12 protein-coding genes are annotated in these 13,124 nt (G+C 62.6%); 2 read left to right on the top strand and 10 right to left on the bottom strand.

Features of this window, described 5'->3' with window-relative positions:
- Positions 1-8: 8 nt before the first annotated feature.
- The 9 genes from DZG07_RS00690 to DZG07_RS00650 form a co-directional block, all read right to left on the bottom strand.
- Entirely contained in the window at positions 9-950 is a 942-nt protein-coding gene (locus DZG07_RS00690) for a glyoxylate/hydroxypyruvate reductase A (protein ID WP_119813561.1), read from the bottom strand.
- A 38-nt stretch (positions 951-988) separates the two neighbouring features.
- Positions 989-2,617 (bottom strand): ABC transporter ATP-binding protein, encoded by a 1,629-nt coding sequence (locus DZG07_RS00685; protein WP_119813559.1) that lies wholly within the window; start codon positions 2,615-2,617, stop codon positions 989-991.
- A complete protein-coding gene (locus DZG07_RS00680) occupies positions 2,614-3,006 on the bottom strand; it encodes a type II toxin-antitoxin system VapC family toxin (RefSeq protein WP_119821270.1) in 393 nt (130 codons plus the stop codon). The genes DZG07_RS00685 and DZG07_RS00680 overlap by 4 nt, the downstream gene beginning before the upstream one ends.
- Positions 3,003-3,251 (bottom strand): type II toxin-antitoxin system VapB family antitoxin, encoded by a 249-nt coding sequence (locus tag DZG07_RS00675; RefSeq protein ID WP_162931526.1) that lies wholly within the window; start codon positions 3,249-3,251, stop codon positions 3,003-3,005. Before DZG07_RS00675 ends, DZG07_RS00680 begins: the two co-directional genes overlap by 4 nt.
- Before the next feature lie 49 nt (positions 3,252-3,300).
- The gene (locus DZG07_RS00670) at positions 3,301-4,437 is read right to left on the bottom strand and encodes an ABC transporter permease (RefSeq protein ID WP_119813555.1); all 1,137 of its coding nucleotides are present in this window, start codon (positions 4,435-4,437) and stop codon (positions 3,301-3,303) included.
- A complete protein-coding gene (locus DZG07_RS00665) occupies positions 4,437-5,540 on the bottom strand; it encodes a microcin C ABC transporter permease YejB (protein WP_091917354.1) in 1,104 nt (367 codons plus the stop codon). The genes DZG07_RS00670 and DZG07_RS00665 overlap by 1 nt, the downstream gene beginning before the upstream one ends.
- A gap of 57 nt (positions 5,541-5,597) precedes the next feature.
- On the bottom strand, positions 5,598-7,481 hold the full coding sequence (locus tag DZG07_RS00660; protein WP_119813553.1) for an extracellular solute-binding protein: 1,884 nt from the start codon (positions 7,479-7,481) through the stop codon (positions 5,598-5,600).
- A complete protein-coding gene (locus DZG07_RS00655) occupies positions 7,481-9,361 on the bottom strand; it encodes an extracellular solute-binding protein (RefSeq protein ID WP_119821268.1) in 1,881 nt (626 codons plus the stop codon). Before DZG07_RS00655 ends, DZG07_RS00660 begins: the two co-directional genes overlap by 1 nt.
- A 147-nt stretch (positions 9,362-9,508) precedes the next feature.
- The gene (locus tag DZG07_RS00650) at positions 9,509-10,177 is read right to left on the bottom strand and encodes a cytochrome c family protein (protein ID WP_119813551.1); all 669 of its coding nucleotides are present in this window, start codon (positions 10,175-10,177) and stop codon (positions 9,509-9,511) included.
- A gap of 201 nt (positions 10,178-10,378) precedes the next feature.
- On the opposite strand from DZG07_RS00650, the gene DZG07_RS00645 reads away from it, so the two are divergent.
- A complete protein-coding gene (locus tag DZG07_RS00645) occupies positions 10,379-11,107 on the top strand; it encodes a 3-deoxy-manno-octulosonate cytidylyltransferase (protein ID WP_119813549.1) in 729 nt (242 codons plus the stop codon).
- Between the two features lie 15 nt (positions 11,108-11,122).
- Positions 11,123-11,986 carry a prephenate dehydratase gene (locus DZG07_RS00640; RefSeq protein ID WP_091917358.1) on the top strand — a complete coding sequence of 288 codons (864 nt, stop codon included), beginning with the start codon at positions 11,123-11,125 and terminating at the stop codon, positions 11,984-11,986.
- 216 nt (positions 11,987-12,202) lie between these two features.
- On the opposite strand, the gene DZG07_RS00635 is transcribed toward DZG07_RS00640, so the two are convergent.
- A complete protein-coding gene (locus DZG07_RS00635) occupies positions 12,203-13,084 on the bottom strand; it encodes a helix-turn-helix domain-containing GNAT family N-acetyltransferase (RefSeq protein WP_119813547.1) in 882 nt (293 codons plus the stop codon).
- Between the last annotated feature and the right edge of the window lie 40 nt (positions 13,085-13,124).

Raw genomic sequence — 13,124 nt, 5'->3', positions numbered from 1 at the left:
GTGCGCGCCTAGTAGCCCGCCTCGCGGTTGACGACGTTCTGCAGCGGCTCGCCGCGCTCGAAGGCGTCCATCTGTGCCAGCATTGGTGCTGCAAGATGGGCAGGGTCGGAGGTGGCGCCGGAATGCGGGGTCACGAACACCTTGGGATGCGACCACAGCGGGCTGGTCTTGGGCAGCGGTTCGACCTCGAACACGTCGAGGCTCGCTTCCTTCAGCGTTCCGTCTTCCAGCGCGCGGACGATGTCCACGTCCTTCTGCAGCCGCCCGCGCCCGGCATTGATCAGCACAGCACCGCCGAGCCCGTTGCGGCGGCGCAGCTGGCGCAGCACGCCGTAGTCGATGATGCCCTTGGTGGCCGGCGTCAGCGGCAGCAGCACGACGAGGATATCGGTGGCGTTGAGGAAGGGCACCAGCCCGGCATCGCCGTGATAGGTCTCCACGCCGGCCATCGGCCGATCGGTGCGGCCCCAGCCATTGACGCGGAAGCCGAGGCCGAGCAACACGCTTGCGGCAGCGCGCCCGAGTTCGCCGAGCCCCATGATGCCGACCGAAATGTCGCCGGCCAGCCGCTGCGGCGGCTCGTGCCAGATCTTCTTCTGCTGCTGGTTGCGGAAAAGCGCGCCCTGGCGGTGATGATCCATGACCCGCCACACGATGTATTCGACCATATGCTGGGTGAGATTGTCGGCCACCACGCGCACGATCGGCACATCGGGCAAGCCGGGATCGTTGAAGAGGTGATCGACGCCGGCGCCGATGGAGAAGACCGCGCGCAGATTGGGCAGTTTCGCCAGGATGTTGGCCGGCTGCTTCCACACCACCGCATAGGTGATGGAGGGGTCTTCCGGCCCATCCGGTTTCAGCACCACCTCGCGGCTCGCTGACAAAAGCTCGTGCCATCGTTGCGGATTGAACCCGGTGACCGAAAGCAGGATGCGGCCCTTCTGCATGCCAGACGTTTCCCCGTTCTGTTGCTTTTCTTGTGTGTCTACTCGCTGACGACGCCGACCGGCGCGGTCTCGATCTTGAACGCGGCCGACATCAGGGCGCGAGTATAGTCCGACTGCGGCTGTTCGAAAATCTGGCGCGAAGGGCCGGATTCCACGATCTGGCCGTTGCGCATGACGATGACGTCATTGGCGAGCGCCCGAATGACCTTCAAATCATGGCTGATGAAGAGATAGGCGAGGTCGTGCTTGGCCTGAAGCTCGCGCAGCAGGTCGACCACCTGCGCCTGCACGCTCATGTCGAGCGCCGATGTCGGCTCGTCCAGCATGACGAAGCGCGGCTTCAGCACCATGGCCCGCGCAATGGCGATGCGCTGGCGCTGGCCGCCGGAAAACTCATGCGGGTAGCGGAAGCGCGTTTCGGGATCGAGGCCGACTTCGTTGAGAACGTCGACCACGCGCTTGTCGCGCTCGGCGTCGGAGAGCTTCGGCTCATGGATTTTCAGCCCTTCTTCGATGATGTCGGAGACCGACATGCGCGGGCTGAGCGAGCCGAACGGGTCCTGGAAGACGATCTGCAATTCGCGCCGCAGCGGGCGCATGTCGTTGAAGGAGAGCTGGTTGATGTCGCGGCCGTTGAAATTGATCTTGCCGCTGGAGGAGATCATGCGGGCGAGCGCCAGACCGAGCGTCGTCTTGCCCGAACCGGATTCGCCGACGACGCCGAGCGTCTGGCCGGCGCGTACCGTCACGTCGATGCCGTCGACCGCCTTCACATGATCGACCGTCTTGCGGAAGAAGCCTTCCTTGATCGGGAACCACACCTTGATGTCGCGACCCAACATGACGGTCTTTGCCGTATCGTCGGCGAGCGGCGGCTTGCCCTTCGGCTCGGCCGCCAGAAGATGGCGGGTGTATTCGTGTTGCGGATTGGCGAAGATGTCCTTGGTCGGGCCGGTCTCGACGATCTTGCCCTTGGTCATGACGCAGACGCGGTCGGCGACCTTGCGCACGATGCCGAGGTCATGGGTGATGAACAGCATCGACATGCCGTTCTTTTTCTTGAGGCCGTCGAGAAGCTCGAGGATCTGTGCCTGGACGGTGACGTCGAGCGCGGTGGTCGGCTCGTCGGCGATCAGCAGTTGCGGCTCGTTGGCGAGCGCCATGGCGATCATGACACGCTGGCGCTGGCCGCCGGAGAGCTGGTGCGGATAGGCGTCGAGGCGCTTCTGCGGATCGCGGATGCCAACCTCGTTGAGCAGTTCCAGCGTTCGCACACGCGCCGGCTTGTCGGCCATGCCGCGATGCAGCTTCAGGATTTCGACGATCTGCTGCGAAATCGTGTGCAGCGGATTGAGCGAGGTCATCGGCTCCTGGAAGATCATGGTGATCTTGTTGCCGCGCACGCGCCGCAGATCCTTCTCGCCGAGCGCGAGCAGGTCGGCCCCGTCGAACAGGATCTGCCCGGACGGGTGGCTGGCGGCCGGGTAGGGCAGCAACTTCAGCACCGACAGCGCCGAGACCGACTTGCCCGAGCCCGACTCGCCGACAAGCGCCACGGTCTCGCCCTTGGCGATATCGAAGGAAATGCGGTCGACCGCGGTCTGCGTCTTGCCGCCTTGCGTGAAGGCGACGGAAAGATCGCGTACGGAGAGGAGGGGGGAGGTCAAATGGCGGCCTCGATGTCGGTGTTCCTGAAATCGTCGCCCTTGAACAGGAGCGGTTCGTTTCGCGCCTTGGCCAGCGCATAGGCGAAGCAATCGCCGAGGTTGAGCTTGGCGATGTGATTGCCCTTGCCGAACTTCTGGTAGGCTTCGCGGGCAAGATAAGCCTGTTCGGGCGTAACTGTCGTGATCTCGATGGCCAGGGCTTTGAAGAGCTCGTCCAGCTTCCGCGACTTTGCTTCCGACTTCATCTGATCGACGCGAACCGTTGCTTCGAGGAAATTGACCGGCGACATCACCGGACGCTGCTGCGATTCGATGAGCATGTTCTCCATGCGCTCGCCGTCAGGCTCGTCGAAAATGATCGCAAGAAGTGCCGACGCATCTACGATCACGTTGGCAATCCCCATTCGTCGTACAGGTCAGAGTGATCGCTGGTTACGCCTTCGGGAACCGGTCCGAAGCTCTTGACGATCTCGCGAACGCGCCGTTTGCGCTCTGCAATATCCCGTTGCAGATGCAGCCGCGCGATTTCGGCCTCCAGCGCCTGTTCGACGGCGGCCGTCATGCTCTGTCCGGTCTCGTCGGCCAGCTGCCGTGCCAGGCGTTGTGCCTTTTCGCTCTTGATGTTCATGCCCATGATCGTCTCCATGGTAGAAAACTGGCGAAATTATACCATGAACGAGAAATCATTTGAACGTCTTCCTCGGGTCGAAGGCGTCGCGGGTGGCTTCGCCGATGAAGATCAGCAGCGACAGCATCAGCGAAATCACGACGAAGCCCGACAGCGCCAGCCAGGGCGCGTTGAGGTTGCGCTGGCCTTGCTTGAGCAACTCGCCAAGCGAGGCCGAGCCGGGTGGCAGGCCGAAACCGAGGAAGTCGAGCGAGGTCAGGGTCGAGATCGAGCCGTTGAGGATGAAGGGCAGGAAGGTCAGCGTTGCCACCATGGCGTTGGGCAGCAGGTGGCGGAACATGATGGTGCGGTTGGGCACGCCGAGCGCGCGGGCGGCATTCACATATTCGAAGTTGCGGGCGCGCAGGAACTCGGCCCGCACCACGCCGACGAAGGCGACCCAGGAGAACAGCAGCATGATGCCGAGCAGGATGAAGAAGCCGGGCGGCAGGATCGCCGAGATGATCAGCAGGAGGTAGAGCACCGGAATGGCCGACCATATCTCGATGAAGCGCTGGAACAGAAGGTCGGTCCAGCCGCCGAAATAGCCCTGCATGGCGCCGGCCGAGACGCCGATGAGGGCGGAGCCGGCGGTGAGGATCAGGCCGAACAGCACCGAAATGCGGAAGCCGTAGATGGAGCGCGAAAGCACGTCGCGGGCCTGGTCGTCGGTGCCGAGCCAGTTCCAGTTGCCGATGTTGCAGTTCTCGTCATCGACCCCTTTCGGGTAGCGCTGGCAGCGCGTCTGCTTGTCGTACATCCAGGACGGCTTGGCCGGTGCTGCTTCCGGGACCTCGTTGTTGACGGTGCGGTAGTGGTAGCGGATCGGCGGCCAGATTATCCAGCCGTTCGAGGTGATCTCGTCGCTGATCACCGGGTCGCGATAGTCGGTGACGGCGTAGAAGCCGCCGAATTTTTCTTCCGGGTAGTCGATCACCGCCGGAAACAGGATTTCGCCCTTGTAGGAGGCCAGAATCGGCCGGTCGTTGGCGATGAATTCGGCAAACAGCGACAGCACGAACAGGACCAGAAAAATCCACAGCGACCAGTAGCCCCGGCGGTTGGCCTTGAAGTTGGCCCAGCGCCGCTGGTTGAGCGGCGACAGCCACGGCTTTGAAACCGGGCGGGTGGTGACGTCCTCCACGACGGCCATCAGACGTCCCTCCGCTCGAAATCGATGCGCGGGTCGATCCATGTATAGGTGAGATCAGAAAGCAGGCTGACGAACAGGCCGATCAGCGAGAAGATGTAGAGATTGGCGAAGACAACCGGGTAGTCGCGGTCGAGGATCGATTTGTAGCCGAGCAGGCCGAGCCCATCGAGCGAGAAGATGTTCTCGATCAAAAGCGAGCCGGTGAAGAAGGCCGAGATGAAGGCGCCGGGGAAGCCGGCGACGACGATCAACATGGCGTTGCGGAAGACGTGGCCGTAAAGCACGCTGCGTTCCGTCAGCCCCTTGGCGCGGGCGGTGACGACATATTGCTTGCGGATTTCATCGAGGAAGGAGTTCTTGGTGAGCAGCGTCAGCACCGCGAACTGCGACAGCACCATGGCCGTCATCGGCAGGGCCAGGTGCCAGAAATAGTCGACGATCTTGCCGCCCCAGGAGAGCTGGTCCCAATTGTCCGAGGTCAGGCCGCGCAGCGGAAACCAGTCGAAGAAGGAGCCACCGGCAAACAGGACCATCAGCAGGATGGCGAACAGGAAGGCAGGGATCGCGTAGCCGATGATGATGATGCCGCTGGTCCAGGTGTCGAAGGTCGAGCCGTCCTTCACCGCCTTGCGGATGCCGAGCGGGATCGAGATCAGGTACGAGATGAGCGTCAGCCATATCCCCAGCGAGATCGACACAGGCATTTTCTCGATGATGAGGTCGAGCACGCCGATATCGCGGAAATAGCTCTGGCCGAAATCGAAGCGGGCGTAGTTCCACAGCATCAGGCCGAAGCGTTCGAGCGGCGGCTTGTCGAAGCCGAACTGCTTTTCGAGCTTGGCGATGAATTCGGGGTCGAGCCCCTGCGCGCCGCGATATTTGGAGGAGGTGACGCCGCTCGCGTCGAAATTGGTGACGCCGGCATCCGCACCGCTGCCGCCTGAGATGCGGTCGCTCGAATCGCCGCCCTGTCCGGTCAGCTTGGCAATCACCTGCTCGACCGGGCCACCCGGCGCGAACTGCACCACCGCAAAGGAAATCGCCATGATGCCGAGCAGCGTCGGGATCATCAGCAGAATGCGCCGGAGGATATAGGCGCCCATCAGGCAAGCCCCATCGACGAGCTAGAAGGGATGCAGTCTATTCCCAAAACTATAAACCTAGGCCTTGCCAATCGCTGCCGCCTTGTCCTTGTCAAACCACCACATTGCTTCCACCGGAAAGCCGAAGTCGGGTTTTGGCTCCTTGTAGCCGAACATGTCCCAGAAGGCTGCCCGATGATTCGCCAGGTACCAACTTGGAATCCAGTCTTGCCGCGCGCGCAAGACCCGGTCGAGTGCGCGCAGTGCAGTCGTCAGCGTTTTGCGGTCTGTCGCGGTGCCGGCAGCCTCCACCAGGGCATCAATGCCGGGGTCGGCCGTTCCAGGCAGATTGCGCGAGCCGGGAAGCGTGGCCGAGCGCGAATGGAAAATGCCTTCCAGGCTTTCACGCGTCGGCGTTGCATCGAAGGACAGCGCCATCACGATCAGGTCGAAATCGAATTCCGCCTGCCGCGCTCCATATTGCGCCGAATCGACGCTGCGGATCGAGGCGTCGATGCCGATCGCCTTCATGTTCTCGATCCAGGGTGAAGCGATCCTGATCCAGCCTTCGTCATCGACGAGGAGTTCGACGCTGAGGCTCTCGCCCTTGTCGTTGGCGAGGAACTGCCCGGAGCGTTTCCAGCCGGCTTCAGTCAGAAGCTTCGAGGCCGCACCCAGCAGCTTGCGGTCGCGGCCTGAGCCGTCGGACACCGGCAGCACGACGGCCTCGCCGAAGGCCTCGTCCGGTATCTTCCCGCGCAGCGGCTCCAGCAGCGCCAGCTCTTCAGGCGAAGGCATGCCTTCGGCGCGATAGTCCGACTTCTCGAAACAGGACTGCGAACGGTCGTAGGAACCGTAAAACAGGTTGCGCTTCGTCCATTCGAAGTCGAAGCACATGTTGATCGCCAGCCGCACGCGCCTGTCGCGGAAGCGTTCGCGGCGCAGATTGATGGCGGTGGCCTGCATGGAAGGACGCTTCTCGGCCGGGAATTCGCGCTTGACCACCTTGCCCTGGTTGAGGGCGGGAAAGTCGTAGCCTGTCGCCCAGACGCGAGCGGTGAATTCCTGCCGATAGAGCACGTCGCCCTTCTTGAAGGCTTCGAAGCCGGCCTGCCGGTCCTGGTAAAACTCGATGCGGATGCGGTCGAAATTGTAGAGGCCGCGATTGACCGGAAGGTCACGGCCCCAATAATCGGCAACGCGCTCATATTCGATGGTCTGGCCGGGAGCGACACGGCCGACCTTGTAGGGCCCGGAGCCAAGCGGCGGTTTCATATTGGCGCTGTCGAAGGAATTGGCCTCGAAATAGGCCTTCGACACGATCGGGAAGCCGGCGACGTTGAGGATCGTGCGGGCGGATTGCTTGCCGTTAAAGCTGAGCCTCAAGGTGCGGGCATCGACGGCCACGGCTTGCGTCATCTGGGCCAGCGGCAGCAGCAGGTCGGGGTGGCCCTTGTCCTTGTAGAGGTTGAAGGTAAAGGCGACGTCCTCGGCCGTCAGCGGCGTGCCGTCGTTGAATTTTGCTTCGGGGCGCAGCGCGAATTCGAATGTGTTGCGGTCTTCCGAAAGGGTCACGCTCTCCGCAAGCAGCCCGTAAACGGCGTCGGGCTCATCGAGCGCGCCGGTCATGCCGCCGGTCATGAGCGAATCGAAGCACATTTCCATGCGCGGCGGCGCGTCGCCCTTGGCGGTGAAGGAGTTCAACGTGTTGAAGGTCAGCGGGCTCTGATTGTAGAACCAGCTGGGCGGCGAGAAATTGAAGATGCCGCCCTTTGGCGCGTCGGCGTTGACGTAGTCGAAATGGGTAAAATCCGCCGGATATTTGAGGTCGCCGAAGGCTGATAGCCCGTGCAGCCTGGTGCCGGTGGGCGTTTCAGCGAAGGCAAGGCCGGGCAGCAGGGGCGCTGCAACGGCCGATGCGGCCCCGGCCAGAAATGTTCGTCGAGCGAGCCTCGCCGCCATCAATTGCCGCTCTTGTATTTTGCGGCCAGCGCCTTTTCCTTCTCGGGGTCGATCCACCAGGAATCGATGTCGGGACCGATATAGTCAGGCTGCTTGTCGGGGACCCCGAACTTGTTCCAGTAGGCCAGCCAGACATCGGGCCGGCTGAACTGCGGCATGTAGTAGTAGTTCCACAACAGCACCCGGTCGAGCGCGTGGGTGGCGGCGACGAGGTCTTCGCGGTCGGTGGCGAAGATGACCCGGTCGACCAGCGCATCCACGGTCGGATCCTTGATGCCGGAGTAGTTTCGCGAACCGGGAGAATCGGCTGCCTTGGTGCTCCAGTAATCGCGCTGTTCGTTGCCCGGCGAACTCGACTGCGGAAGAACCGTGGTTATCATGTCGAAATCGAAATCGTTGACGCGGTTTATGTACTGGCTGGTGTCGACGATGCGAAGCGAGGCGGTCACGCCGATCTTGCGCAGCATGGCGATGTAGGGGTTGATCGTCGGCTCGACGCCCTGCCGGCTGTCCATGATCTCGAAGGTAAACGGCTCGCCTTTCTCGTTGGTCATCTTGCCGTTCTGGATCTTCCACCCGGCTTCGGCAAACAGCGCGATCGCCTTGCGCAGGTTCTCGCGCTCGGACTGCGGCGTCTCGTAGACCGGCAGCTTGAACTCCTGCGTGAACAGTTCCGGCGGCAGCTTGTCCTTGTACTGGTTGAGGATTTCCAGCTCCTTGCCCTGCGGCAAGCCGCTCGAGGCAAGCTCGCTGCCGATGAAGTAGCTGTTGGTGCGAACGTTCAGGCCAAAGGACTGGGTGCGGTTCATGGTCTCGAAATCGAAGGCGTAGGTAAGCGCCTCGCGCACGCGCTTATCCTGGAACAGCGGCCGGCGCAGGTTCATCGCAAAAGCCTGCATGTTCTGCAGGCCGGTCGCCTTGAATTCCCGCTTGATGACATCGCCGGCGTTCAGCGCCGGGAAGTTGTAGACGGTCATCCAGCGGCGCGCGCTGGCTTCCCGTTCGATGTCCTCGATACCGCCCTTGGTGAATGCCTGCCATGCGGCGGTATCGTCAAGGAAGTAGACGTAGCGGCGGCGGTCGAAATTGTTGCGGCCGACATTGACGCCGACATTGGCCGACCAGTGGTCGGGCACGCGGCTCCAGATGATTTCGGAGCCCGGCTTGAAGCTCTCGATCTTGTAGGCGCCCGAACCGAGCGGCGCTTCCAGCGTCGGCTTGGTGATGTCGCGCTTCTTGCCGTTCTTGTCCGTGCCTTCCCACCAATGCTTGGGCAGAATAGCGAGGTCGCCCATGATCTTGGGCAGTTCGCGGTTGCCCTTCTGGTCGAAGCGGAATTCCACCTCGCGATCCGAGATGGCGACCGCCTCCTTCACATTGACGTAATAGCGGCTGTATTGCGGGCTGTTGGCCTTCAGCGTGTTGAACGACCAGACGACATCGTCGACTGTGATGGGCGTGCCATCGTGCCATTTGGCGCGGGGATCGAGCCGGTAGGTCGCCGAGGAATAGTCGTCCGGGTATTTGTAGGCGTCTGCGATCATCGGATGGCTGACGCCGGGCTCGTCGATCGACTGCTCCATCAGCATTTCATAGAGCAGGCCGCCGCCGAAGCCGGCAAAGCCGGCCGCAGGCGAACCTTGCACGATATAGGGGTTGAAGCTGTCGAACGTGCCCGTCGCGATGCTGTTCAGCGTGCCGCCCTTGGGGGCGTTCGGATTGACGTAGTCGTACTGCTTGAATTCGCTGCCGTATTTGGTGTCGTCGCCGAGCGTCGACGATGTCCGCCATTCGTCGGCCGATGCCGAAAGAAGACTTGCCGCGAGCAGGGCCGGTAGAAGCCCGAGTTTGCCGATCGTTCGCGTCAATCCTGCCTTCATCGTCATCCTTTCCGTCAGGTCTTCAGTGTAGGGCGTCGCGCCGAAATGGAAACCATGTTTGTCCAGTATTCGCGACCATATGCGAAAACGCTAACAAAAAAGCCGGGCTGAACCCGGCTTTTTCATGATTGTGCGATGATTATTTCGTTACTGCGCGGGCGCTGGTGCCGGAGCAGCCGGTGCCGGTGCGGCGGGAGCAGCACCCTCAGCCGGGGCTGCAGGAGCCGCACCTTCCGCAGGCGCCGCACCTTCGGCCGGAGCCGCACCCGCTTCAGGCAGCGGCTTCGGGCTGTCCGACAGCGTGCGCAGATAGGCGATCAGGTTGGCGCGCTCGTCATCCTTCTTGATACCGGCGAAACCCATGGCCGTTCCCTTCACGAAGCCCTTGGGCGAGGTGAGGAAGTGGTTGAGGTTGTCGTAGGTCCAGTGCGTGCCGCCGTTCTTCGAAAAATCCTTCATGCCGGCCGAGTAGGCAAAGCCTTCATGCTCGCCGACGGGGCGGTCGATGACATCCCAGAGATCGGGGCCGACCTTGTTGGGGCCGCCCTTTTCGCCGGAATGGCAGGCCTGGCACTTCTTGAACACGGCCGCGCCGGCTTCGGCATTGGCGGTTGCAAGCAGCTCGGCGATCGGCTTGGCAGCCGGAGCGGCAGCGCCACCTTCGGCAGGCGCTTCCTCGGCCGCCTCGACGATGAAGCCGGGCTTTTCAGGAGCGGGCGAAGCGAAGATCGCATCGGACGCGAGGGCGATCGAAAAGACGACGAAAACGGTAGCCAAGAGGCCGCCGATCAATTTGTTGAATTCGAATGAGTCCATTCGCCCCAGTCTCCCTTGGCCGGCTTGCCAGCGGAAGTGTCGCTTCCGGTGCCGACGGCATTGCGTCCCCACCGGTCGGGACCGGCAGAATTGGGCGGAAACTAGGTCTTTTGCTCGACCGTTGCAACACCTATAAGGGCGGTTCCAGTGAGACCTTTTGCCACTTTAACCACTGCCCTTTCGGATCGATTTGTAGCTTCCATGTCACCACTCATCCTGATTCCCGCGCGAATGCGCGCCACGCGCCTGCCGGGCAAGCCTCTCGCCGACATCTGCGGCCGCCCGATGATCGTCCATGTTGCCGAGCGCGCCAGGGAAAGCGGACTGGGTCGCGTCGTGGTGGCGACGGATACGGCGGAGGTGGCGGATGCGGTCCGCGCCCATGGTTTCGAGGCCGTCATGACCCGCGTCGAGCACGAATCGGGCTCCGACCGGATTTTCGAGGCGCTGACGACGGTTGACCCCGACGGTGCGGTCGAGACCATCATCAATGTCCAGGGCGATCTGCCGACGATCGACCCGCAAACGATCCGCGCGGCCCTTGCTCCGTTCGAGAACCCGGCGGTCGATATCGCGACGCTGGGCGTCGAAATCACCCGCAACGACGAGAAGACCAATCCCAACGTGGTCAAGATCGTCGGTTCGCCGCTTTCGGAAAATCGCCTGCGCGCGCTCTATTTCACCCGCGCCACCGCGCCCTGGGGCGAGGGGCCGCTTTTTCATCACATCGGGCTCTATGCCTATCGCCGCTTGGCGCTGGAGCGTTTCGTCAAGCTCAAGCCGTCGCCGCTGGAAAAGCGCGAAAAGCTGGAGCAACTGCGCGCGCTGGAAGCCGGCATGCGCATCGATGCCGAGATCGTGGCGACCGTGCCGCTGGGCGTCGATACGCCCGAAGACCTCGAACGTGCCCGCGAAATTCTATCCAGATAAAGACAAGGCCTGACCATGCCCGACAAGACCAACCGCATTTCCTTCCAGGGCGAGCCGGGCGCGAATTCCGACACGGCCTGCCGCAACGTCTATCCCGATATGGAGCCGTTGCCGTGCCCGACCTTTGAGGATGCGTTCAACGCGGTCGAAACCGGCAAGGCCGATCTCGCCATGATCCCGATCGAGAACACGATCGCGGGCCGCGTCGCCGACATCCACCATTTGCTGCCCGAATCGAAGCTGCACATCGTCGGCGAATATTTTCTGCCGATCCATTTCCAGTTGATGGTGCTGCCGGGCGTGAAACGGCAGGAAATCAAGACGATCCACAGCCACATCCACGCGCTCGGCCAGTGCCGCAAATACATCCGCAAGAACGGCTGGAAGCCGGTGGTCGCCGGCGACACGGCGGGTGCTGCCAGGCTGGTGGCCGAGGTGAAGGACCGGACGATGGGCGCATTGGCGCCGCGGCTGGCCTCCAGCCTCTACGGCCTTGATATACTGGAAGAAAACGTCGAGGACACCGACAGCAACGTCACCCGCTTCGTCGTCCTGACCAAGAACAAGCAGTGGGTGGAGCGTCCGCGCCCCGACGCCAAGATGATGACGACCTTCGTCTTCCGCGTCCGCAACGTGCCGGCCGCTCTCTACAAGGCGATGGGCGGCTTCGCCACCAACGGCATCAACATGACCAAGCTGGAAAGCTACCAGCTCGGCGCCTTCACCGCGACGCAGTTCTACGCCGACGTCGAAGGCCACCCGGAAGACCAGGGTCTCAAGAACGCGCTCGAGGAACTGCGGTTCTTCTCGAAGGAAGTCCGCATTCTCGGCGTCTACCCGGCGAATGACGAGCGCCAGAGCTGGAATATGAGCGACTGAGCTAAGGCGGCTTAGGCTATCGTATAAGAATTCGACCCCCACTCCGTCTCGGCTTCGCCGAGCCACCTCTCCCCCGATCGACGGGGGAGAGGAAACGCACGGCCGCAAGGCTGGCTCCCTTCCTCTCCCCTTTTGAGGGGGAGAGGTGGCTCGGCGAAGCCGAGACGGAGTGGGGGTCTGTTGTGCCGTATGCGATTGCCCCGCCGAAGCGATGATCTACAGCCGCTTCGCGAACCAGTGATCGGCGTAGGGATTGTCGTTGTACGGCTTGATTTCCGCATAGCCGTCGCGCTTGTAGAGCGACTGCGCTTCCCTAAGCGCGCGGTTGGTGTCGAGATAGACCGTTTGCGCGCCCAGTTCGCGGGCTATCGCCTCCAGCCTGTGTAGCATGCGGCCGGCAACGCCGAGCCCGCGCGCGGAGGGTGCGACCCACATCCGTTTGATCTCCGCCGTCGTGGCATCGAGCATGCGTACCGCGCCGCAGCCGGCAGGGTTTCCGTCGAGCCGGGCGATCAGGAAGCTGCCGTGCGGGCGGATGAACTCGTCGCCCCTCACGCTGTTTCCCTTGCTGGTGTCGAAACCTTCTTCGAAGCGCGTCGCCAGTTCCTCGACATAGAGCGCCATGCATTGCTGGGCATCAGTGCTATTGGCGTCTTCCTCGCCGATGGTGACGGCAGCGGCGGTCAGCAGGCGCTCGACCTCCGCCATCGCGGCCACGAGCCGGTCCTGCGCTGCCGGCGAAAGCGGCTCGAGAATGGAATTCGCCAGATCGTCCGACAGGGCGTCGTAGGCCGCGTGCTCGGCGCGGCCCTTTTCGGTCAAGGTCGCGTGGCGGCTGCGGGCATCGCCGTCAAGCTTGTCGACGGAAACCAGGCCATGCGTCTCGAGCGAACGCAGCATGCGGCTGAGATAGCCGGAATCAAGCCCCAACTGGGAGCGGAGCGCGCCCAGCCCCGCGCCTTCCGGCCCGATCTCGAAAAGCAGCCGCGCCTCGCCGAGCGGGCGACCGCGGCGCAGATAGCTGTCTTCCAGCGCGCCGATGCGGCGGGTCACCGTGCGGTTGAAGCTGCGGATCTGGTCGACTTGCGATTTGCTCATTACCTGACTTTAGTCAGGCAATGTATGGAGATCAAGATTT

Source organism: Mesorhizobium sp. DCY119 (assembly GCF_003590645.1).
Lineage (GTDB): Bacteria > Pseudomonadota > Alphaproteobacteria > Rhizobiales > Rhizobiaceae > Mesorhizobium_M.
The sequence above is the reverse complement of the archived record's forward strand: the minus strand, read 5'-3'. Positions and strand labels throughout refer to the sequence as shown.

What these genes read in the sequence shown, in the direction of transcription:
- DZG07_RS00690 (WP_119813561.1), bottom strand. Translation starts at nt 950, where the DNA reads ATGCAGAAGGGCCGCATCCTGCTTTCGGTCACCGGGTTCAATCCGCAA.
- DZG07_RS00675 (WP_162931526.1), bottom strand. Translation starts at nt 3,251, where the DNA reads ATGGGCATGAACATCAAGAGCGAAAAGGCACAACGCCTGGCACGGCAG.
- DZG07_RS00670 (WP_119813555.1), bottom strand. Translation starts at nt 4,437, where the DNA reads ATGGCCGTCGTGGAGGACGTCACCACCCGCCCGGTTTCAAAGCCGTGG.
- DZG07_RS00665 (WP_091917354.1), bottom strand. Translation starts at nt 5,540, where the DNA reads ATGGGCGCCTATATCCTCCGGCGCATTCTGCTGATGATCCCGACGCTG.
- DZG07_RS00660 (WP_119813553.1), bottom strand. Translation starts at nt 7,481, where the DNA reads ATGGCGGCGAGGCTCGCTCGACGAACATTTCTGGCCGGGGCCGCATCG.
- DZG07_RS00655 (WP_119821268.1), bottom strand. Translation starts at nt 9,361, where the DNA reads ATGAAGGCAGGATTGACGCGAACGATCGGCAAACTCGGGCTTCTACCG.
- DZG07_RS00650 (WP_119813551.1), bottom strand. Translation starts at nt 10,177, where the DNA reads ATGGACTCATTCGAATTCAACAAATTGATCGGCGGCCTCTTGGCTACC.
- DZG07_RS00645 (WP_119813549.1), top strand. Translation starts at nt 10,379, where the DNA reads ATGTCACCACTCATCCTGATTCCCGCGCGAATGCGCGCCACGCGCCTG.
- DZG07_RS00640 (WP_091917358.1), top strand. Translation starts at nt 11,123, where the DNA reads ATGCCCGACAAGACCAACCGCATTTCCTTCCAGGGCGAGCCGGGCGCG.
- DZG07_RS00635 (WP_119813547.1), bottom strand. Translation starts at nt 13,084, where the DNA reads ATGAGCAAATCGCAAGTCGACCAGATCCGCAGCTTCAACCGCACGGTG.